General features: G+C 57.1%; 16 protein-coding genes and 2 pseudogenes. 1 reads left to right on the forward strand and 17 read right to left on the reverse strand.

The window, feature by feature from the left end:
• Nucleotides 1–140: 140 nt before the first annotated feature.
• The gene (locus ASD70_RS20140) at nt 141–398 is read left to right on the forward strand and encodes a hypothetical protein (protein ID WP_005783616.1); all 258 of its coding nucleotides are present in this window, start codon (nt 141–143) and stop codon (nt 396–398) included.
• 38 nt (nt 399–436) lie between these two features.
• On the opposite strand, the gene ASD70_RS20145 is transcribed toward ASD70_RS20140, so the two are convergent.
• The 17 genes and pseudogenes from ASD70_RS20145 to pgaA form a co-directional block, all read right to left on the reverse strand.
• Entirely contained in the window at nt 437–661 is a 225-nt protein-coding gene (locus ASD70_RS20145; RefSeq protein WP_156382932.1) for a hypothetical protein, read from the reverse strand.
• A 68-nt stretch (nt 662–729) separates the two neighbouring features.
• Complete coding sequence (locus ASD70_RS20150; protein ID WP_106117644.1) at nt 730–1122, reverse strand: SMI1/KNR4 family protein; 393 nt, start codon at nt 1120–1122, stop codon at nt 730–732.
• Nucleotides 1123–1332: 210 nt separating this feature from the next.
• Complete coding sequence (locus ASD70_RS28540) at nt 1333–1704, reverse strand: hypothetical protein (protein WP_236708726.1); 372 nt, start codon at nt 1702–1704, stop codon at nt 1333–1335.
• Nucleotides 1705–1901: 197 nt separating this feature from the next.
• Nucleotides 1902–2363: transposase (locus tag ASD70_RS28545; protein WP_082561454.1), on the reverse strand; the 462-nt coding region annotated here is incomplete at its 5' end.
• A 1-nt stretch (nt 2364) separates the two neighbouring features.
• Nucleotides 2365–2754: pseudogene (locus ASD70_RS28550) on the reverse strand (transposase); the annotation flags it as partial.
• Between the two features lie 401 nt (nt 2755–3155).
• Nucleotides 3156–3527 carry a hypothetical protein gene (locus tag ASD70_RS28555; protein ID WP_236708727.1) on the reverse strand — a complete coding sequence of 124 codons (372 nt, stop codon included), beginning with the start codon at nt 3525–3527 and terminating at the stop codon, nt 3156–3158.
• A gap of 468 nt (nt 3528–3995) precedes the next feature.
• On the reverse strand, nt 3996–4364 hold the full coding sequence (locus tag ASD70_RS20155) for a hypothetical protein (protein ID WP_233518660.1): 369 nt from the start codon (nt 4362–4364) through the stop codon (nt 3996–3998).
• Between the two features lie 80 nt (nt 4365–4444).
• Nucleotides 4445–4981, reverse strand: a complete 537-nt coding sequence (locus ASD70_RS28945) for a hypothetical protein (RefSeq protein WP_145916447.1) — start codon at nt 4979–4981, stop codon at nt 4445–4447.
• A 360-nt stretch (nt 4982–5341) separates the two neighbouring features.
• The coding region (locus ASD70_RS29585; RefSeq protein ID WP_442965906.1) for a transposase at nt 5342–5619 on the reverse strand (278 nt) is incomplete at its 5' end.
• Between the two features lies 1 nt (nt 5620).
• A pseudogene (locus ASD70_RS29590) lies at nt 5621–5815 on the reverse strand (transposase); the annotation flags it as partial.
• A gap of 369 nt (nt 5816–6184) precedes the next feature.
• Nucleotides 6185–6418 carry a hypothetical protein gene (locus tag ASD70_RS20165; protein ID WP_046070338.1) on the reverse strand — a complete coding sequence of 78 codons (234 nt, stop codon included), beginning with the start codon at nt 6416–6418 and terminating at the stop codon, nt 6185–6187.
• Nucleotides 6418–14403: a two-partner secretion domain-containing protein gene (locus ASD70_RS20170; RefSeq protein WP_236708728.1), complete on the reverse strand. Its 7986-nt coding sequence runs from the start codon at nt 14401–14403 to the stop codon at nt 6418–6420. Before ASD70_RS20170 ends, ASD70_RS20165 begins: the two co-directional genes overlap by 1 nt.
• A gap of 31 nt (nt 14404–14434) precedes the next feature.
• On the reverse strand, nt 14435–16153 hold the full coding sequence (locus tag ASD70_RS20175; RefSeq protein ID WP_056847270.1) for a ShlB/FhaC/HecB family hemolysin secretion/activation protein: 1719 nt from the start codon (nt 16151–16153) through the stop codon (nt 14435–14437).
• A gap of 468 nt (nt 16154–16621) precedes the next feature.
• Nucleotides 16622–17104, reverse strand: coding sequence for a poly-beta-1,6-N-acetyl-D-glucosamine biosynthesis protein PgaD (gene pgaD / locus ASD70_RS20180; RefSeq protein ID WP_043049161.1), 483 nt, complete (start codon nt 17102–17104; stop codon nt 16622–16624).
• 2 nt (nt 17105–17106) lie between these two features.
• Nucleotides 17107–18447, reverse strand: coding sequence for a poly-beta-1,6-N-acetyl-D-glucosamine synthase (gene pgaC, locus ASD70_RS20185; protein ID WP_056847271.1), 1341 nt, complete (start codon nt 18445–18447; stop codon nt 17107–17109).
• Between the two features lie 3 nt (nt 18448–18450).
• Entirely contained in the window at nt 18451–20454 is a 2004-nt protein-coding gene (gene pgaB / locus ASD70_RS20190) for a poly-beta-1,6-N-acetyl-D-glucosamine N-deacetylase PgaB (protein WP_056847272.1), read from the reverse strand.
• A gap of 12 nt (nt 20455–20466) precedes the next feature.
• A complete protein-coding gene (gene pgaA / locus ASD70_RS20195; RefSeq protein ID WP_056847273.1) occupies nt 20467–22947 on the reverse strand; it encodes a poly-beta-1,6 N-acetyl-D-glucosamine export porin PgaA in 2481 nt (826 codons plus the stop codon).
• Nucleotides 22948–23190 lie beyond the last annotated feature (243 nt).

Genomic DNA, 23190 nt, shown 5'->3' on the forward strand with positions numbered 1-23190 from the left:
GCAGCTGTGCGCGGGAGACCTTCGGGTCTGCCGGAACTCGGTCCCGGTTCGCCAACCTGCGTACAGCTGTCACCCATTCGTTTGGCGACGACAAGTGACAGCCTCACTTACTGACCGAGGTTGTACCCATGAATAGATACATGCCCCTAACCGGCCACGACTGCACCGTCCCAGCCCTGATCATCGACACCCAGGCACCTCTCGACGTCCTTCACGACGCCGCCGTGCACCGCATTCGGGCCGTCACCCAACTGCTGGAAAACCTGGCCTTCCGCGAACAACTCAGCAGCGATGCCGTAGTGCTTTCAGACTTCGCCCACTTGCTGGCCATTCCGCTGCGCGATGGGTGTGATTTGCTGGATGTCATCAGTCGCAGGCTGAATGCCGATCCGTCCTGAGTGAAAATCGGGCGGCCTTTGTGTCGCCCGCTTTGCGCTCAATTCCCTTGGCCACTCTCTTTACGATTTTTCAACCAGGACTGTATCCAAACGCCTATCCCAGTAGGTATTGCATAGGCAAAAACACCGGGTAACATATCTACGATTTCAGCCCAACTAAAGTCCCATACACCAATCTTTGAATAATTAACCAGCGCCCCCATGAGCTTTGCGATAACCCCCACCAACAAAAACAATAAAAACAGATAAATCAACAATAACAAAAACGCCTGCCACCTTGATCTAGGCTTAATCACTTTCCCTTCCCATTTCCTTCCCTTTTCTCCCAGAGTCACCTCAACAAACTATAAACAAACAAAGAAAATGTTTCACATAACTTCTTAACACTCATATCTGCAGAGTCTATTTTCACTACAGCCCATTTATCATTTTTATCAAAACCGACGCATCGCCCCTGCATATCATCACCAAAAATCATAACACTTTCGAATTGCGCCGCAGTCTCATCATCAAAAATATCACTTGCCTCTAGGAGGCCGTTATAAAGCATAAATCCGGCTGTTTCAATTTCCCCACTTCCGAACTCCTGCAAAAACTCCAAGTAATCATCAGGAGCATTTTTCTGCCCTACCTTTATTGCATTAAGACTGACATCATCTACAGCAGCCAAGCCATCAAGCAAATGCTCTTCTTTCTTACTCTTCAAAAAAGTTTTAATATCCACCTTCACCCCCTACTTTTTATCTGAAAAAATCTCTCTGGGCACACCTCCAGCACGATGTATTCCACCCTGATGCTGATCCGGAAATCAGAAAAAGGGGACAGATTTTTTTAATAGATTTTTCAACCCTAATTCAAATAAATCTGCTCCCTTTTTTTCCGCTCCCTTTTTTCACTTCTCTAGCAAGATCAAACAAACCGCCTCCTTTTGTTCTCAATTATCTTTTGGAAAATTTATCGAAAAAACCGAAAGTAAAGTCTCAATAATTTTTCGATCTGCATCATTCTTCGCAAAACGCTTAAGCACTGGGACAAGATAATAAAACAATAACTCGAGCCTGCTAGGATCTTTGGGCAATGCATCGTTAATGCATGCAACCATTAACTTAACTGGCATAATTGACGCGAAGGTTTCATATCCTCTAGCGCTAGAGAACGGAATTTTCTTAAAATAATAATCCGCTAAACATTTCTGCTCTGGTTTTTTCCAAGATCTATGAGGAAGGAGTAATAAAGCTTCACCCCAATTATCTGAAGTAAGCGGGTACCGGCTCAATATCCAAGCTGCCGCCTGATCAGAAGTCATTTTCGCCAACTCTTTACAGAGTGATATCAATCTTGAATCCATACCAAACTATTTCCTTGGATTAAATGAGTTTTCCGGTAACCCAGAGTTAGCCTTTAGGGTAGCAGGTGGCTGATAATGACCGGTACTATTATCCCATCTTGTTATTTTTCCTCGCTCTGGAAAAATAGGGGTCAGACCACTATTCTTCTATTCTTTTAACTCACACTTTTCGGGCGTCCTGACGCACCCGGTGAAACTCTTTTACCTAATATCTCCGCGATCTCGGACGCAAACTTCTGATCGCCCAAAACGTAATTGCCGTTGGTAGAAGATCGAATTTGTTCTATCAATCCAGATGAAAGCCGATCCTTGAATATAGATCGGTAAGCTTCGGCTCGCTGCGCGGTGCCGCTACCTAACTCGCTATAAACCGCATGCGGACTTATAAAGCCTGATAGCTCGCCCTGTGCGTTTGCCCTATAGCTGGTCCAGCGATAGTCGCCCGGATGAGTAACCATACCCGCTCTTACCGGATTCATTTCGATATATCGATAGCAAGCTAAAACATAGTTTTCTTGTTGAACCAAACAGGAGCGGAAACGGCCTTCCCACAATGTGCCCGTTCGTTGATATGTTCGATTGACATATTGAACATAGCGCTGCCCCAGCCCCTGCATNCACATGCCGGTCTTCTTCATCCTGGGTCACCAGGTAGCGGCAAGCTAAAACATAGTTTTCTTGTTGAACCAAACAGGAGCGGAAACGGCCTTCCCACAATGTGCCCGTTCGTTGATATGTTCGATTGACATATTGAACATAGCGCTGCCCCAGCCCCTGCATAAGTAGGCCAGCCCCTGCGCAGCAGGTGGGAGTCAACAACAAATGAACGTGATTTGTCATCAAGCACAATGCGTGAATTTTACAGCCGTACAATTGAGCAAGCACGGCTAATGTATCAATGTAAAAAATGTAGTCTTCATCTGAATAAAAACACGCAGACCGATTGTTTCCACGCTGTATTATATGCAACGGGATACCCGGCAGTAAAACCCTAGGACGGCGAGCCATATAACCTCCTAACTGGATAAGAGTTTACAGCTTAGCTGCCCATCAACAGGCCAACCAAATAGAATAATTACAAAAAATAAATCATATTTTTAAAGAGCAACTCTGCTGAACTCTAAAAAACGCAAAAACGTGGTCTGCCCCCTATTCCCTTCCTATTCTTCCTCAAAAGCGCAAAAACGTGGTCTGACCCCTATTCTNCCATCAACAGGCCAACCAAATAGAATAATTACAAAAAATAAATCATATTTTTAAAGAGCAACTCTGCTGAACTCTAAAAAACGCAAAAACGTGGTCTGCCCCCTATTCCCCTATTCCCCTAACTCAAATAAATCTGCTCTCTTTTTTCCCGCTCCCTTTTTTCACTTCTCTAGCCAGATCAAACAAACCGCATTTTTTTGTTCTCAATTATGTTTTGGCAAACTTATCGAAAAAGCCGAAAGGAAAGCCTCAATAATTTTTCGATCTGCATCATTCTTTGCAAAACGCTTAAGCACTGGGACAAGATGATAAAACAATAACTCGAGCCTGCTAGGATCTTTGGGCAAAGCATCGTTAATGCATGCAACCATTAACTTAACTGACATAATTGACGCGAACGCTTCATATCCTCTAGCGCTAGAGAACGGAATTTTCTTAAAATAATAATCCGCTAAACGTTTCTGCTCTGGTTTTTTCCAAGATCTATGAGGAAGGAGTAATAAAGCATCACCCCAATTATCTGAAGCAAGCGGGTACCGGCTCAATATCCAAGCTGCCGCCTGATCAGAAGTCATTTTCGCCAACTCTTTACAGAGTGATATCAATCTTGAATCCATACCAAACTATTTCCTTGGATTAAATGAGTTTTCCGGTAACCCAGAGTTAGCCTTTAGGGTAGCAGGTGGCTGATAATGACCGGAGCTATTATCCCATCTTGTTATTTTTCCTCGCTCTGGACCGTCATTATTACCAAAGCGTATAGACCCGGCATATTTAACTTCCCCCCCCCCGCTAAGCCCCAGATGGGTTGAAAATTGCTCATTCACATTTGGGCGGCTGACCTTGATAGTCCCATCCGGCAATGTGACAAAATCGAAGAAAAATAGGGGTAAAAAAATAGGGGTCAGACCACTATTCCTGGCCAACCAAATAGAATAATTACAAAAAATAAATCATATTTTTAAAGAGCAACTCTGCTGAACTCTAAAAAACGCAAAAATGTGGTCTGACCCCTATTCCCTTCCAAAAATGTGGTCTGACCCCTATTCTTCCTGCTTAAACAACTGCCCCGGATCTATTTGATTGCGCTTCAAGTTCAGCAAAACTGCCTGTCGAGGACTCAAAGCTCCGCCAGCAGCTATTTTCGCACCTACTACCAATCCAGCTCCTGCCATAGCGCTAGTTGCTACTTTTGATGCATCCGATCCCATTCCTACAGCTGCCCCGGCACCCGCGCCCAAGCCGGCACCCCATGCTTGATCCATGCTTGTGTATTTGAACTGCTGCTTCGAGAACGAGGCAGGTAAGATTGTGAGCGTCTTAATTTTTTGTCGGTTTTCAACATTCAGGTCTTTTGTGACACAACCGCATAATGCAAATACGGCGCACAGAATCGCAGTCAAATTCTTCATAGCCATCCTTGATTATTAATCGTTAAATAACTCACTCACGGAAAATATTTAAGACGACGAAGAAAAAATATACATCCCACCTACCGCTGTTGATGCTTATCTGCTTTCTTTTTACGTGACAATTTAACTTTCCGCGTATTTTCGGCTATTTCCGTATCGGTAAGACCTAACCGCCCACCCAATTCGAGATAGCGATTCAGAGCTTGCTCGCCTTCCATTTCGTACTCCACATCAAAACAAACATTTGCTGCATACCCTTCATGAGCACCGACATAAAACCTTAATACTGAAATAACATTTTTCGTATGCATCAAAACTTTGAAATCGTCTACAAACTCACACTCTAAAAATATGTACTCGTTAATGACCCCCACGTGATGAGCATTACCTGTTCCCAAATACGCTTTTGCTCCTGCGCTTTCTAAAGCTTCCAATCGCTCAATCCATCCAACTGCTGACAAACGGCTGTTCACGTCATCAGACAGCCAAGCGGCTATTTCTCTAACGCCAACACTTTCTGGTGAAGAGAGCCGTGGGTCCGCGTTTGGGTCTGTGGCCCAAACGTCTAAACGGTTAAGTTTAGAAGATTTCACAAAATGAATTTTACCCATAGCCATATTTATCAATTTTTCCCTTGATAGACCGGCCAAGCTGTCGTGCCCCTACCGTCTGGTTTACCGTAATAACCTTCTGTCTTCAATCCGCTTGGAGAAGTAAAAATAGGGGTCAAACCACTATTCTTCTATTCTTTTAACTCACACTTTTCGGGCGTCCTGACGCACCCGGTGAAACTCCTTTACCTAATATCTCCGCGATCTCGGACGCAAACTTCTGATCGCCTAAAACGTAATTACCGTTTGTAGAAGATCGAATTTTTTCTATCAATCCAGATGAAAGCCGACCCTTGAACATATATCGGTAAGCTTCGGCTCGTTGTGCGGTGCCGCTACCTAACTCACTATAAACCGCATGCGGACTTATAAAGCCTGATAGCTCACCCTGTGCGTTTGCCCTATAGCTGGTCCAGCGATAGTCGCCCGGATGAGCAACCATACCGCTCTGACCGGATTCATTTCGATATATCGATGGCAAGCTAAAACATAGTTTTCTTCTTGAACCAAACAGGAGCGGAAACGGCCTTCCCACAATGTGCCCGTTCGTTGATATGTTCGATTGACATATTGAACATAGCGCTGCCCCAGCCCCTGCATAAGTAGGCCAGCCCCTGCGCCGGAGAGCATGAGTTCTTTATCAGNCAACAACAAATGAACGTGATTTGTCATCAAGCACAATGCGTGAATTTTACAGCCATACAATTGAGCAAGCACGGCTAATGTATCCATGTAAAAAATGTAGTCTTCATCTGAATAAAAACACGCAGACCGATTGTTTCCCCGCTGCATTATATGCAACGGGATACCCGGCAGTAAAACCCTAGGACGGCGAGCCATATAACCTCCTAACTGGATAAGAGTTTATAGCTTAGCCGCCCATCAACAGGCCAACCAAATAGAATAATTACAAAAAATAAATCATATTTTTAAAGAGCAACTCTGCTGAACTCTAAAAAACGCAAAAACGTGGTCTGACCCCTATTCCCTTCCTATTCTTCCTCAAAAGCGCAAAAACGTGGTCTGACCCCTATTCTTCAAAAGCGCAAAAACGTGGTCTGACCCCTATTCTTCATATTTTGCTCAATAAGGATATCTATTACTCTAACGAACAAAAAGGGGACAGATTTATTTAATAGCTCCCAGCGCAAATTAAAATAAATCTGTCCCCTTTTCGTCCTTCTCCGCTTTTCTCCATTTTGAGCTCTGTCAATCCATAATCCTAAGCTCTGAGATCAAATCTAAAAATTCAGTTTCTGTCAGCTCAAACTCTTCCCCTTCTTCCATTGCCATCAATGAGAGAAGTATTCGATCCATCGGAGGAGTGATCTCTAATCCATGACGTTGATAAATTTCAAACGCAAATTTAGAAATCTTAAACACGTCGAACCCTGCGGATAATTTTTTTTCAAGATCATTAGCAAGATCATTTTGTGTGTACATTATTTCCAACTCTTCAATTCTGCACCTGTAGGCGGATAATGCTGTGCACTCACAGGTTGCCCATTAATGCTCTTAGGATGCACCCGAATTACGTTCCCTGCATGATCATAGCTTTCCATCCACTGCCTAGTGGCGCCAGTTGCAGGGTTATACTCAGTTGCGAAAGAAGCACCTCGTGTAGCACCCTCTGTTCGAGCGGGTACTTCCTGCGTGTAGTACCGAATTCGGCCATCCGGCAAAGTCTTCGTGATAGCCGCATTTTCCTGAGCTTTCTGCAGCCCTGAAAGCTTGCCTCTCAAAGCAGCTTGGGCGTTAACGCTAGCGGCCTCGCTTGAGATTGCCGTCGTTTCCTTGGCTACTCCAACCTCAGCGCCAATAACTTTCCCAGCAACCTTACCCGCACCTCCCAACCCACCGCCAAACATCATGCCAACCATTTCGGAATGATCACCCTTCATGGTTTGCTGGACCGCGAGGCGCGTGTCGTCCTGATTCTTATCTTGGAAGCCCCGAACGATAGACTGTTCTGCTTTGTTGAGCCCGCCGCTCTGGTCATATTTATCCAGCGCTGCATTACCCGCCTCCACGTCCAGGCGCTGCGCATTACAACTCGTAGGATCATCACACTTCAGCAGCGTAATGCCAGTTTTCTTATCACTGATTCCTGCGTACTTAGTAGCTACATCGCTACGGCAGGATGAAGGGCTGGCTGCCCCACGGCACCCTTTCAAATCCTTAACCAAATCATCAACCTCATGGTGATTTAGGTAGTTATAGGCCGTGGCATTTTTCGCGATTTCAGCACCTTTCTGCACGTCACCGTCAGTCGCACCAGCGGCCGCAATTCCGACCAATTGCGAAGCGGCTAGCAACAACGCTGGATCGCCATCTACCACTTTCGCCAGTGAGGTTACCAGTGCTTCGTTAGCTCCAGCAGCGAGAGCGCCCGTAGCAAAACTGCCGCCGCCAGCTTCACTCAAAAGCCCGCCAACCAAAGCATGCAGAGCGATTTTTTGAGGCCCTGATTCTGACCATTTTTGGCCTTTCGAGTAATCGCCTACAGCGTTAAAGGCGACCGCTTGCAACGTGCTCTGCAACTGCGACCGTAGGGAACTACCGAGATTGTCTCCAAAACTACCGCCTTGAATAGCAGTGCTTAAACTTGCTTGGGCAACTCCTTGCGCCCCCGAATAGACGGCAAACCTACCGATGTCAGACGCGGAACTGAGGTCAAACCCTTTTGTAATGTGATTGACGTTGTCGCCAGTTACACCAAACGCAGGATCAAGCACGCCAGCGGTAAAACCTGCAGCTAACGCCCCAGTTGCATACCCCTTCAAGGCTTTGCTTGACGTAATGTCTTGAAAAGTTGCACCGATGTTTCCGCCGTTATTGATGAAGCTGACGGTGCTTCCACTGGCAACTGAAGTTAACGCAGCAGTTGCCATAACGTTGCCCCAACCGGCTGCTGCGGTCCCAACCGCCGTACCAGCTGAGACCATAGCCGAACTGCCTGCCGCAGCCATTGCCGTACCAGACCCGGCACTGGCACCCGCAGCAGCGCCCGCGACGCTACTTGCGGCCCCAGCCGTCAAAACTGTCACTACGATGATGATCGCCAGCATGGCTCCTTGGCCTAAGCTGGAATGGCTGTACTTGAACGAATCATGCAGTTCCTGCACTTGCCGCCAATCCACATCCCCACGCTTCTCGGCTTCTTTCAACCAAGCCAACTGTGGGTCTGCTTTGACCATCACATCAATCGTCTGGCTAACCGTGTTCTGATCAATCTGTTTAATGTCGATCTTCAGCCCGTTAACCGCCTTGATCGCCAACTCACCCTGTGCCTTCAACTCACTTTGACGCAACGTCTCGTCGGTATTCCCCTTGCCCTTGGCGCTGGTCCAAGCCAGGTCACCCTTGCTCTTCTCGTGGCTCTCCTGGTGCAGGTCCTTGACCGCCTCGAAGGTCACTGCGCCGCCACTGGTGATGGCCAGGTCCTTACCACCCTCAAGCTTGGCCCGCTGATACAACTGATCACCGCCACTGACCAGTGACAGATCACCACCAGTCTTGATCTCAGTCCCCACATTCGTGACGTGGGTCACCTCATCACGTTTGGTCTTCTTCGCGCCCCAGCCACCCTTCTCCTTCATGTCGTAAAGGCTGTAGGTGCTGTTCTGCGCCGCCAACAAACTCAACTTATCCCCGCTATACAGATAAGCCTCATTCCCCGCGCTGATCCTGCTCGCCACGATCGTGGTATCACGCCCAGCCTGGCTGACAAAATCCCCACCTGCCGTCAGTACGCTCGCCACTTGAGTGGTCTGGTCGTCCGAGGTCTTGATGCGTTTTTTGCCGTCCTTTTCCTTGCCCTCAACGTTGTGCATGTCGCTGACCGAGGCGACGTTGAGGTCGCGGCCGGCGGCGATTTTGAGGTCTTTGCCGGCGGTGGCGGTGCTGCCGATGATGTTGACGTCTTGCCCGGCCTGCATGTTGAGGTTGCCGCCCGCCATGACGCTGGCGGCGAGGTTTTTGACGTTGGTGGTGATGCTGGATTTCTCGCCGCCGTCGCGGGTCTCGTGTTTGACGCTGGTGTCGCTGGCGGCGATGAGGTTGAGGTCGCGGCCGGCGGTTAAGTTGGCGTCGTTGCCAGCGGTCAGGGCGCCTCGATTGGTGAGGTCGCGGCCGGCGTCGATGGCGAGGTTTTCGCGGGCGACGATGGTGCCGGTGCTGGTGTCAGTGAGGGTGCGCATGCCGACGCCGTCACGCACCTGGATGGCGGTGGTGTCGTTGGTGATGTCGCCTTTAAGCGCTGTGAGGCTGACTTGCTTGCCGCGAATTTCTCCCGCCATGGCGTTGCGGATGCTGTCCTGGGCCAGCAGGCTCAGATTGTTGCCGGCCTCGACCAGGCCGCCGGTGTAAATGCTGCCGCTGCTGATGGCGGTAAGGTTGTTGCTGGCGCGCAGGGTGCCGACGTTGATCAGGTCGCCGCCGGTGACCAGGTTGAGGTCGCGGCCCTGGATCAGGCTGTTGCCGCGCACGTTGCGCGAGTCGGCCTGGGCCAGGTACAGCACCGGCACAAGGACGGTCTGGCCGTCGATGACGCGGTTTTCCATCCACACGATGTCGTGGGTCAGGGCGCCGACTTGCTGGTCGGTGAGGGCCACGCCGAGGCTCAGGCGCAGGGCGTCTTTGCTGGCAAGACCGTTGTCCATCAGGTAGCGGAATTGGTCGGCGTCGCTGTAGAGGCCGCCGGCGAGGAAGCGTTGGCCGGTTTGCGCGAGTACGGCGTCGCGGATCAGGCGGGTTTCGTACTGGCCGTCACCGAGGCGGCGCCAGGCGTCGTCGGAGGTGTAGCCGAGCTTGCCGAGCATGTAGTCGGAGCTGAGGAAGCCGGATACGGAGGCGAACTCGGGGTTGGTCTCGATCAGGTAGTGGCTGGTGGGGTCGGCGCTCTTGACGAACAGGCCGTACTCGCCCTTGGGCAATTGGAAGGTGGGCGAGGTGGTGGGGTCGACCGGGGCGAAGGCGGTGCCGGTGTAGTCCACGGGCACGAAGCCGCCGCCGGGGGCCACGCCCACGACGGGTAACACGCTGCCTGGCGCCTGGGCGCTCGGGTCGTTGGCGTGTTTGCTCAGGTTGATGTTGATGCCGCCGACGGGGATACCGGTCTGGTCGTCGCCGAGGGTGCCGGTCAACTGGGCCAGGGTGTTGTTGTGCAGCGTGCCGTTTTGCAGGGTGCGGGCGACGTTGAGGTTGACCGTGCCGCCCGCTTGCAGGGTGGCGTCGTAGCCGGGGCCGCCGTTATTGGTCCAGGTGGTGACGTCACTTGCGTAGGCGAAAGGCCGGCTATTGGGTGAGCGGCTTTTCAGTTCTTCGAAGCGCGCCTTGTCGAAATTGCCAGCCGCCGTGGCCGCATTGAACGCGGGCACGTCGACATATCGCATGCGTTCGAACAGATCGTCGGGAACGTGCCCTGGCGTGCTGATGACAAGCTTGCGCTGGCCCGTGCGCGTGGCCGCGCCCTGGTTGAGCAGGTCACCGGCGGTGATGCTCAGGTCGCCATTGGCGGCCATCAGGCTGTAGCGGTTCTGCACGTTGTCGCCTTGCAGCAGCATGTTTTTGCCAGCCACCAGGCGCGCCGCGACCGAATCCTTGGTTGCCGCCTCAAGGTACGTCTCGTAGATGGTGATCTCGCCACGCTCCCAGTTGTCGCTCTCGTCGCAGTGCTGGCCACAGACCCAATACAGGCTGCCGGTGGTCAGCGTCTGGCCGAGTTCGAATTCGTCTTTGGCGTTTTCGATGAAGCCCGCATTGATGCCGATGGAGCCTTCGCTTTCCACGGTGCCGGAACGGTTGCTGAACAGCACGGCGCGCCCGCCATCGCGGGCGGCGAAGCTCAAGTTGCCTTTGCTGTAGACGTCGCCATAGCTGTTGCTGAAGCCATTGCTGCGCAAGGTCATGTCGCCGCCGCTGAACAGCAGCGTATCGGCAGCATTGGTAATGCCGTTGACCGCCGTGAGGTTCACCGCGCCCTGGGCACCGAGGGTGCCACGGTTGTTGATTTGCGCGGCGGCGATGTCCAGTTGCTGGCGGGCGGTGAGGAAGCCGAGGTTGTCCAGGGTGCCGCCCAGGGTCAGGCGAGCATTGGTGGCGGCCAGGCGGCCGCCGTTCTGGCTAAGGTTGTTGGCGCCGACGGTGAGGGTTTGCAGGGCCGAGACGCGGCCGCTGTTGGTCAGGTCGCCGGTGGTGATGCTGATGTCACCGTCGCTGAGCAGTTCGCCGCCGTTGTCCAGGCTGGCCACGTTGAGGACCAAGCCCTTGGCGCTGGCCATGCGGTCGCCGGCCCTGAGGGTCAGCCTTTGGTCGCTCTTGTAGGTGAGGACTTCGTTGAGCTGCACGCGGCCCAGGCCGTCGACCTTGCCGAACGCCCAGTCGGCGGTGCCCATGCCATTGATGCTGCCCTGGCTTCCCGTGAGGCTGGCGGTGTTGAGGCGGAACAGGCCGGTGCCGGCGTGCTGGATCTGGCCGGCCTGGTTGTTGAGGCTGACGGCGTCGAGGCTGAAGGCCTGGCTGCCGAATTCGAGGGTGCCGTTCTGGTTGTTCAGCGCACCGCTGAGGTTGACGCTGCTGGTGGCGCCACCGAGGGCGCGCAGTTGGCCACTTGCGCTGTTATCCAGGCTGCCGCCGTTGAGGCTCAGGCCCTGGTTGGCTTCGATCAGGCCGCCCTGGTTGGTGAGAGTGGCGCGTGAAGTCAGGTTGAGCTGGTTGCCGCTGATCTGGCCGCCCGCACTGTTGTCGAGGCTGGCGCCGCTGACGGTCACTTGTTCTTTGCCGAACAGTTTGCCGCCACGGTTGGCGAGGGCTTCGACGGTCAGTTGCAGGTTGCCGACCAGGCTGGCCATCAGGCCGCCGCTGCCGTTGTTCACGCTGTCAGCGGTGACGGTCAGGCTGTCGCCTTGCACCGTGCCGCCCTGGTTATCCAGGCTGGTGGTGTGCAACTCGGTGAGGGCGCCGCCGCTGAGGATCAGGCCCTTGCGGTTGCTCACATCCTGGCCGCTGTAGTTCAAGCCCCCGGCGCCGGCCAGCAGTTGGCCGTCGTCGTTGTTATTCAGGTGCTGGGCGGTGATGTCCAGGCGCTTGCCGCGCAGGGTGCCGCCGTTGTTGTTGAGGGTGGTGAGTTGCTTGACCAACACACTGCTTTCGCCCGCGTCGATCTGGCCGCCGACGTTGGTCAGCAGGTCGCTGACCTTGAGCACTAAGTCGCCGCCATCGCTGACCAGCGCGCCTTTGTTGCTGTTGTTGAAGGTCTGCGCGGTGACGTCGATGGTCTGGCCCAACAGGATGCCGGCGCTGTTGTCGAAGCGCTCGCCTTGCAGTTGCAGCAGGCCCTCGCTCTGGATACGGCCCTGGGCGTTGAGCAACTGGCCCGGGCCTTTGAGCAGCAGGCTTACGCCCTGGGCGCCACCGGCCAGCAGGCCGGCGTTGCGGTTGTCGAGGCCGGAGGCGCGCACGTCGAGTTGGTCACCCAATACGCGCCCGACGCGGTTGTCGATATCGCCGCCAGCAACGTCGAGCAGCAGTTGCTTGCCGACGATCACGCCACTCTGGTTATCCAGGTTCGCGGCGTGCAGTTCGATATTGCCCTGCCCGGCTTGTAAGCGGCCCTGGGCGTTGTTGAGCTGTTGCGCGGCGGTGAGGGTCAGCTTGCCGGTGTCGGCGCTCAGTACGCCGCCTGCGTTGCTACCGAGGGTGCCGGCGTTGACGTTGAGGTCAGTGCTGGCCTGGGCGAAGCCCTGGGCATTGTTGAAGCCATTGGTGACGGCGAGGTTGAGCGCGCCGCCGTCGGCCTGGATCAGGCCCTTGAGGCTGTTGTCGAGGTCGCTGGCATTGACGGTGGCGGTCTTGGCCACCAGCACGCCGTTCTGGTTATAGAGCTGGCCGGCGTTGACCGTCAGGTCGTTGGCGATGACTTGGCCGCCGCTGTTGTTCAGGTCGGCACTGGTCAGCACCAGGCTGCCACCGGCCATTTCGATACGGCCCTGGCGGTTGTCCAGGGAGGCGCTGTTGAGCGTGGCGGCCTGGCCTTCGCCGAAGCGAATCAGGCCGCCAAGGTTGACGATGGCCGGCGAGCTGATCGCCAGGCTTTGTTCGCCGAACAAGCGTGCGCTGGCGCCCTGGTTGGTCAGTTTGGCGCTGCTGACCTCGACGGTCTTGGCCTGGATGATCGCGCCCTGGTTGGTCAGCGCCTGTGCGGCGGTGATCGCCAGTGCGCGGCTGGCCAGCAGGTTGCCGCTGGTGTTGACGGTCTGCGCATTCACCACCAGATCGCCGGTGGTGTTGCGGCTGTTGTCGGGGGCAACGCCGGCTTCGATGATGCCGGCGTTAGTCAGCGTGGCCGCGTTGAGTTCGATGCGTTGGCCGGCGGCCACGCTTTTCTGGTTGACCAAGGCTTGGGCGCTGGTGACCTGCACGTTGCCGTTGGCGTAGACCTTGTCGGTGAGGTCGACGTTTTGCGCAGTGACCTTGACGTTACCGGTGGCTACCGTTTGCGCCATGCTCAGGCGCCCATTGGCATCGAGCTGAATGTCGCCGCCACTGGCCGCCAGGGTGCCGTCGAGCTTCACGCCCACACCGGCTTCGGTGCCCACCAGTTTGATCGCGCCGGCATACATGCCGCCAAGGGCCGAGGAGTCAATCGCCAGCTCAGGCTTGGCGCTGCCGTCGTCGGCGCGGGGGGTGGCCTTCAGACTTTGCGCATCGACGTCGTTACGGCCGGCGATCACGTTGAGTTCGCGGGCGTTGATCTGTGCGTTGATCTTGGCCGAGCGGGTGATGATGTCGAAGCGTTCGACGTTGCTGGCGTTCAAACCCTCACCGTCGATGGCCACGGCGCCGCCATCGACCTGGTAGCGCTGCAGTTGGCCGTTCTGGTCGATCACCGGTTTGCCGGTGGTCAGGGTGACATTCGGGGTGTTGATAAAGCCGCAACCGCTGCAGGTGATGCCATAGGGGTTGGCGACGATGACCTTGGCCGACTGCCCCGCCACTTCGGTATAGCCGCGCAACTGGCTGCGGCTACCGCCGTTGACTTCGTTGAGGATGACGCTGGCCGCGCCGCCCTTGAGGTTGGGGTTGCCGACGATGTAGCCGCCCAGCTGGGTGTTGACCATGGCGCCGTTGGCGTTGTTGAGGATTACGCCATTGGGGCCGACGTTGTAGTCCTTGAACTGGTTATGGGACAAGCCCGCGCCATTGGGCGTGGCAATGTTCACCACGGGCACGCCATTGCCCGCCGCACCCACGGTGGTGCCCGGCGCACTGACCACGATGCCCTCGGCCTGGGCCAGCAGCGGCTGCCAGAACAGCGCATTGGCCAGGATCAGCACCAGCCCGCGCTTGGGCAGGCCGAAGAACGAGTTGCGCGGCTTCAGGGCAGCAGAAGGTTGGCGGGCCAGGAAGGCAAATTGGCGAACATCCATTGTCAGTTTCTCGTTGCAGCGGGGCGTTGAATTACAGGAAGAAATCCATGCGGAAGTAGATCGGCGCTTCGCGCTCGGTGACTACACCGGGTCTTTCCAGCGAGTGGGCAAAGGTCACGCTGGTGCTGACGTTTTTGCCGCGGGCGAACAGCTCCAGGGAGTTGCTGGACACCCGGCCATGGACGTTGTCGTTGTAACGGTCGTTGCGGATCACGCCCTGGTCATAACCGACGCTGGCGCCGTATTCGAAGAAGGCCGGGCGCATCCAGTCGAGGGTCACCGGGCGCGCCCATCGCACTTCGTTGCGCCAGTAGCCGCCGCTGTCGCCGGTCAACAGTTGGTCCTTGAAGCCGCGCACCGACGCCGAGCCGCCGAGGCTCATGCGTTGGGGCGAGAACAGCGGGTCTTCGCTGCGTTGCCCGGTGGCCAGGCTGCTGAAGCTGAACGACTCGCCCCACAGGCTGAAGGGTTGCAGGTAGCTGACGGTGGCGGTGTATTTGCGGTAGCGCGAATTCGGCTGGCGCCGACCGATGGAGTCACGCTCTTCCTGAGACTGAGCGTCGAACAAGCCGATGCCGTTCTGCATGCCGAGGTCGAGGTTGACGAAGGCATTGCCGATACGCCGCCCGTGGTTGATGCCCAGTTGCAGTTCGCTGAGGCGGTTGCTGCTGGGCGCGGTGCGCACATCGAGGACGTAGTTGTTGGTGCGCAAGTGCGCCAGGCCGACGTTGACCGAGGTCTTGCTCACGTCATCACGGTGGATCACCCGCTCGGCGCGCAGTTGGTGGTTCTGGTTGTCGCCGTCCTGCTTGTATTTGTAGTCGTCGGTCCTGCCGTAGGTGCGGTAGTCGCTTTCGCTGTAGGTGTAGCTGAAGTTCCACCAGCCCCACGGCACGTTGTAGTAGAGCATGGTGTTCTTCGAAGTTTTCTGGTGGTCGCTCATGGCATCGTGGCCGCCGCGCAACATCAGTTGGTCACCCAGGCCCAGCGGGCTGTCCCACTCAAGGCCGGCGCCCCATTGCTGTTCGCCGGTGCTTTTCTGGCCGTCGTTATTGCGCGACAGGCTGGCGCGCCAGGGCTTTTGCGCAGTGTTCTTGACCACCACGTCGCTACCGCCGATCTGCTTGCCAGGGGTGAGTTCCATCTGCGCTTGTTTGGACGGCAGGCGGTTGAGCTGGTCCACCAGTTGCTCGATCTCGCGCAGGTTCAACGCCTCGCCGACCTTGCCGGGAAAGGCCATGGCCAGTTCGCGCTCGGTCACTGTGCTACCTTCGGCGCTGCGCAGGGCTTCGAGCTTGCCTTCGACCACCAGCACTTGCAGGTGGCCGCTGGAGAGGTCTTGTTGCGGCAGGTAGGCGCGGCTGGTGACGCGGCCTTTGCCGAGGTAGTAGTCGGTGATGGCCTTGAGCAGTTCGTTGAGCTGGGACACCCCCAGGCACTGGCCGATATAAGGCTTGAGCAGGCGCTCGCGGTCGGAGGCCGGCAGGCTGTCGGCGCCTTTGAGCTCGATGTCTTTGATCGGGAAGCAGCGGGTGTCGGCGGGCGTTGCCGGGGCTTGGGGCTTGTCCGCTTTACCGGGCAGGTCCTGGAGTTCCTGGAGGCGCCGCTGTTGCTCTTCGAGCAGGCGGTTTTGCCGGTCGCGGATCAGGTCCTGGTCACCAGGCGTGGGGGCGGCGAATGCGCTGTTCAGGCTCAGGCAAGTGAGCAAGGCGCATAAAAGAAACCGAGTCCGTGGCAATAGTGAGGACATGTTCGATCCATCGAAAATCAAGGGCCGGCAAACTAACATCGAACTTCCCGCTAGCCTAGAAACTGGCGAAGTTGGGTCTTTCGATGGGTTAGTCTTTTAACCTATTGATTATTAATAATAAATTTTCATCAAAAGAGTCTTGGCCGGGCACACGGAGTGATTATTCCGACAAGTGGCGACTATTTTGATGGCGATTTGACGAATGAATTTTTGATTGCCATTATTTAGCCATCAAGTTTCGTCGAGATAGGTTAGTACCGAGGAAGGGAGAAAAGTTCGCGGGGTTTTTGTGAATTGGATCCCATTTATCGGAATTCCAGGGAGGGGGCTGAACCACTGCAATTAATGGGCTGGAAATCTTACATGTGGGAGGGGGCTTGCTCCCGATCGCGGTGTGTCAGTCATATATAGGGTGACTGACACTCTGCTATCGGGAGCAAGCCCCCTCCCACATTGGGTACTCCTAGGTCAGCCAATGCCCTTGTCTTTGTCAGTGCCGGGCACCAGGGCCAGGCCGGGGCGTTCGACGTCGCGAGAGACATGGGACTTCACGTCTTCCACACCGCCCTCCTCGTTATTGTGGATCACCAGCACGCCGGGTTTGCGAAACTGCTCCAGGTGGCCATCGCCCAGGTTGAAGCTTTCACTCAAGTGCTTATCGCTCAGGGCATTGGCCTCGGCGCGGCGCTGGGCAAACTGGCGGCCGCGGCGTTGTTGATAGCGTGCCCAGCCGATCAGGATCAACGCATTGAACAAGGCGATCCACAGGTAGATCTGCAAGGTGTTGAGCGCGGCAAAGATCGGCGCTTCGATGCGCGGGCCGCCATGGGTTTCGAGCATGGCGCCGATACCACGTGCCAGCAACCAGACCAGCCCGCCCCAGGCCAGCAGGGTCAGCAACACATCGATGATCCACATCACAGGGCTTTGGCGAGTTCTGACCAGTTTCATGCTCACGCCTCCTCTGCGGCAGGTTTAATTCCGCGATCCGGGCTGACCCAGCGTGCGCGCTTCTGATGCTGGTTGAACAACACCTTGGGAAAACTCACCAGCGTGGTGAACAGGCTCACCAGCCAGAACACCATCGGGTACCACACGGTCCAGAACAGGGTTTTCCACAGGTCTTTTTCGTAGCGCCGGTCGATCAGGATACTCACCGCAAACTGCAGCAGGCACACCATCGCCAGCACCAGGCCGGTAAACGCGGGCGGCACCAGGGAGTCCACGGTAATGGCCGCCGGCAGGGTGACGAATTTCCCCATGGCCCAGAAGACCACCGAAAGCAGGAAGGTAAAGGCCCAACCGGTGGACAGGCAGTACTCGAACAGCAGCGGCCACAGGTAGCGATGGCGCCATTGCCAGATGCCACGGATGTTCTTGAACAATACTTCGGCGCCGCCCTGGGCCCAGCGCAGCCGCTGCTTCCACAGGCCGCCGACGGTCTCGGGCATGAGGATCCAGCACAGCGCACGCGGCTCGTAGAAGATCGACCAGTGATCCAGTTGTAGCTTCCAACTGACATCGATGTCTTCGGTGATCATGTCGGTGCTCCAGTAGTCGATGCGGTCCAGCGCCTTCTTGCGAAACGCCACCACCACTCCCGAGACCGTGAAGATTCGCCCGAACACCCGCTGGGTACGCTTGATCAAGCCGATGATCGAGGAGAACTCGCCCACCTGCACCCGGCCGATCAAGGTCGAGCGGGTACGGATACGTGGGTTGCCGGTGACGGCGCCCAGGCGCGGGTTGTCGAGCATCGGCGCGACCATGTAGGCCGCCGCGTTTTTGTCGAGCAAGGCATCGCCATCGATGCACACCAGGTATTCGCTGCGCGCAGCCACTGCGCCCATGCGCAAGGCCACGGCCTTGCCCTGGTTCTGCGCCAGGTGCAGCACGCGCAGGCGTGGGTGTTGCAGCGCCAGGGCGTCGAGCACTGCGGCGGTGTTGTCGCTGGAGCCGTCGTTGACGGCGATCACTTCGATATTCGAGTACACCTGGGCCAATGCGGCCGCCATGGTGTCAGCGACGTTATCGCCCTCGTTGTAGCAAGGAATGATGATCGAGATCAGCGGCTCGCCGGCCAGGGTCGGCGCAGGCGTGTCTGCTTCCCACGGCCAATGGCGCTCCCAGTGCAGCCAGAAATACAGGCCACCGGCGATCCACAGCGCCGACATGAACAGCGGGTAGAAGAACACGAAGTCCATCAGGAACTGCCCGGTCACCAGGAAGATCAGGCCCAGGGGCAAGCCCAACACCAGTGCCAAGACGAATATAGCCAGGATTCTGTCGATCATGATCTAAGGATTCCACTGGTTGGAAAGAGCCGGACGTATGGTCTTCAAGTCCGGGGAGTTCTCCAGGAAGTTGTCCGGGTAGTAGCCGAAACTGGTGACGCCCTGGCGTTTGAGTACACCCATCCATTGCGCCAATTGCGTAGCGCTGATATCCGGCGCGGCCTTGGTGCGCCAGTCTTTGGCTTGCAGCTCGAAGATGGTTTTATCCAGGGCGCCGGGGCGCGCCTTGACCGTGGCTACCAGTTTTTCCAGCCAGGCATTGGAGTCTTTGAGCGACTGGCCTTCCATCAACGGCATGGCCATGGGCGCCGTCCAGTCATAGGTCTGGAGGAAGTCATCAAGGTTCTGCGCGAACCAGGCTTCGCTGCCAGGGTTGAGCATCGGCTCGGCGAAGATATTGCGCGCAGTGAGTATCTGCGGGCCGCGAATAGCACGGACCTTGACGGTCAACTCGTTGGTGAAGTCGATCAGGTAGCGGCTCTTGAAGCGCGTCCAACGTTGCATCAGCGCAGGGTCGGCACGCAGCGCGGCGATGTTGTCCGGCAGGCCCTGTGCGGCGTAGGCCTTGAGTGCGGCGGGGCTGGCGTCTTCAAAGTCGCTGAGCAGCGCATCGTCGTGGTAGAGCACGCCGTCGATGGCACTGTTGCTGGTGCGCGCCAGGTCTTCATAGATCTCGCCAATCATCTGTCGCACTTTTGGGTCGAAGGGTGACAGGCGCTGGTATTGATCCGAATCGGTGCCGACCTTGCCGGTTTGCGGGTCCCAACGGGTGACGCGTGGCAGCTTGGAATCGAGGGCGAAACTGAGCACCGGCATCCATGCAAACACGCTGGCGTGGGCACGGGTATGCAGCTGCCAGGAGACACGGTTGAACAGGTCGGCACGCATCGGCAGGTGGCGGTTCGGGAAGTACAGCGAATGCACCAGGCCATCGCCCTTGGGGTCGGCGTAGGCTTGCAGGAACACGGTGACTGCGCCCATATCCACCACGCGCTGCACCAGCACGTCGAGATTGTGCGCCTGCTGGACCGGGTCGGGGTCATAGACATGATCCAGGTCCACGTGCAGCACGCGCAGCGGCGCCTTGGCCTGCACCGCGACCATGCTGCTGGCGAAGTGTTCGCCATCCGGGTCGGAGGCCACCAGGAAGCGCGGGCTGTTCATCAGCTTGTTCGAATCATCCAGGCCGTCGTCGAGGGTCAGCGCCATCTCATAGCCGTGTTCACCCACCACGGCCAGGGTGGTGCCGTCGGCCGCGCCGTAAGGCCACACCCACACCCGCGGCGACTTGCCGGTGACGGTACGGATCTTGTTGGAGATGGCCGCGACGTCCGTGCGCATCCGTGCCTGGAACTGTGCTTCGGTTTCGTAGCGACGGGTCGCCGGGTCATAGCGACGCGTGGTGGCGGCCGGCTCCAGGTTGCCCTGGGGGTTGGCGAGAATGCCTTTGTGATTGGCGTCGGTATGGGCGGCGATTTCCACCAGGCCCGACTGGGACACTTCGCGGATCTGCTGCCAGGTCAGGAAGTCGCCCCGCGCCCGTGGTGTGCCGGCGAAGTCCACCGGCTGGTTCAGCGGCGTATCGATCCAACTGCCCACCGGCGCCAGCACGGCAGGCCAGTTGTAGGCCCGTAGGATCGGCATCACGCGGGTGTAGAAGCTGGAATAGCCGTCATCGAAGCTGAGCATCACGGCCTTGGGCGGCAGCGTCGGCCCGCCCCGGCGCGCAGCGAGCACTTGGTCGACGCTGACCGCCTGGTAGCCGTTCTCTCGCAGCCAGGCCAGTTGCTCGATCAAACGTTCGGTACGCACCGCCACCACGGCCTGGTCGGGGTCGTTGTCCGAGACGTCGTGGTAGGCAATGCCCAGGAAATGGTTCTTCGGCCACGGCGCTTCGCTGGCCAGTATCGGCCGCTCGGCAGGTGGAACGAATGGCGCGGGTTGCTGGGCGCAGGCGGCGGCCAGCATTACACCCAGGACCAGAAAGCAACGGCTGAGGAGGGTCATGGTCAGGCTCTTCTAGAAACGGTAAGTGAGGTCGAGGAGCAGGCGCAGATCACGTTCGCGCTCGCCGTCATAAGGTCGGCTGACCAGGCTCAGGTTGGCGCCGGCTTCCAGCACGTCATTCCAGCGAAAGCGTTGGCCGTAGCCGATCAAGCCAACGCCACCGGTGGAGTAATCCTTCTGGCTATAGGTGCCTGCGCCGATCTGGAACTGCTGACTCCACTGGGTTTCGTAGCGGTGATAAAGCACATGGTTGACGTTGACGGTGGGCAACACGCTGAAGTCGGACTTGGGGTTGAAGTAGATCGTGTCTTCCTTGCTGTTGCGGCTGGCACCGACGTCCAGGCCCAGCTCCACTTGTACTTTCGGCGAGCTATAGATGCCTTCGCGGCCCGTGAGCAAGGCCTCGACGCGGTCGTTGCCATCACTGAAATGGGACGGGCTGACAGTCAGTTTCCACTCGCGGCTTTCATTCGCACGCCAGCGGATAAAACCGCTGCCGCCGTTGGCCGTGACCCCATCATTCAACGCCCGTAATGGCGTGGTGTTGAGCAGATAGCCAAGGCTGCCGCCGTACTGCCAGTGGTCGTTGATGTCGCGGGCGATCGACACGCTCGCGCCTTGCTTTGAGCCATCGCCATAGGAATGGTTGGATACCTCGGCTTCGATAGTCATGTCACGGGTGCGCCGCTCCACACCCACACGCTGCCAGCGGTGATGGCCGGTGCCTTCGGCAAAATCGGCAGTGCCATAGCCGACACCGGCGAACACGCGCCAGTCTTCGTCGATGGGCGGGGTGTAGATCACACTTTCTATGCCCCAGTCACGGCTACCCGACACCGCGCCGGCTTCTTGGTTATTGCCGCCACCGAAGCTTTTACCGGTGTAGGCTTCCACCCGCACTTCGGCCATGTCGTGCACATCGCGCAGGCGCTTGAGGCGCTGTACCTGGCGGTTGTCCGGGGCACGGGCGACGACGTCATCGGTGAGCAGATCGAGTTGCCGCCATTCCTGCAGGTCCAGCGCGGTGAAGCCTTGGGACATTTCTACACCGATGTCACGGGGGCTCTGGTTTTCAGTCTCCTTGAGGGAGTCTTCAGCGCGCCTTGGCCATTCACGGGCCCGGTACATTTCCGCCTGTGCCAGGCGCACACCGATGCTGCCGGGGGCTTTGCTGCCCAGGTCTTCCAGGCTCTGTTCGCTGGCATTCAGGTCTGCCCCATAGGTGCCGGCCTGGGCCGCCAATTGCTGGGCGTCCATCCACTCGTCGTTGGGGTTGCCAATGGGCAGGCCCTTGAGTTCGACCCGAGGCTTCTCGGTGCTGGCCAACTGCGTGGCGACCGCACGCGCCTCATCGACCTGGTCGTTTTCCAACAGGGCGTAGAACAGGGCCGTGCTGTCTTTGACGTGATCACCAACGTCGGCGTCTGCTGCGGTCAGCGCCTGGCGGTACAGCGGCGCGGCTTTTTCCGGCAGGCGCTGATCGAGGTAGGACGCGGCCACCCAGCGCACGGCATAGGTCGGCAATTGCACGCCCTCGGCCGTGAGGGTTTCGTACTCGCGGATCACCTCAGCCGTGCGCGCCCGCGCCTTGAGCGCGCCCAGGCGGTCAATACGCCAGCCCACCACGTCGTCGTGGGCAGAGGCGTCCGGGCCCCAGCGGCTGATCAATTTGTCGTAATCCTGCAGGGCGCGATCAGCGATGACATAGCGCTCCTTCTCAGTACGCGTGGCGAACTCGGCCATGCGCACGCGCTCGGCGGCGAGGTCGCCTTCCAGGCGGCGCTGGGTCACCGCATCCACCAGGCCGGGGCGCTTGGCCGACAGGCGCAGGGCGGGCTCCGGCATACGCGCCTTTTGCAGGGCGACGATGTATTCACGGGCCACTTCCGGCTTGTCGCCGGCGCGGATAAAGGCTTGGTCGAACTCGAACAGCGCGTCGTAGTTCAAGCCGGCACGCGTCAGCGCATAACCCAGGGCCATGCGGCGGTTGGGGTCGTTGGGTTGCGCCGCCACCATCGTGCGCAGGCGTTGCACCGCCTCATTGGCTTTGCCGCCATCGGCCTGGGTCAGGGCTTGGCCCAGTTGCAGGTCGACGTTATTCGGTTCACGCAGCAACGCCTGGCGATAGACCGCCTCGGCCTGGGCCCACTGCTTTTGATTACGATAGGTGCGCGCCACTGTGGCGAGCGCCTGGGTGGTGAGGTTGCGATACTTGCCTTGTGCCTCGTACACCTTCAGCACTTCGGCGTCTTGCCCGGCCCAGCCGGCGATCACCAGGTGGTCGCTGACCTGGCCTGGGCTCTGGCGTTCGGCGGACAGTTGGCGCAACTGGGTCAAGGCGGGCGTGAAGTGACCGTTGCGGGCCTGGATGATCAGGGCGTCGTAGGCAGGGTCAGCCACGGCATAGGCCGGCATCAGCAATGGGCCGCACAAGGCTGCTCCAATGAGCAGTCGCAACTGGCCTGATGCACTGAGTGGATGGATTCGCAACATGTCGTCGGCTTCCTTACAAGGAAAGCTGCAACGATGGGTGATCCTGAGCGTTGTGCATCAGGGTGTCGGCGTCTCGGGACCCGACCTAGCTTTCCTGGGCGAACTATCCCTTAGCGATGTCAGGGGAAGGGCAATTCAGAACAATTGTTCAGAATTGGCTGACAGAGATTTCTTGCCAGGCACACATACAAATGTGGGAGGGGGCTTGCTCCCGATGGCGGAGTGTCAGCAGTATATTTTTTA

The organism is Pseudomonas sp. Root569 (genome assembly GCF_001427465.1).
Lineage (GTDB): Bacteria > Pseudomonadota > Gammaproteobacteria > Pseudomonadales > Pseudomonadaceae > Aquipseudomonas > Aquipseudomonas synxantha.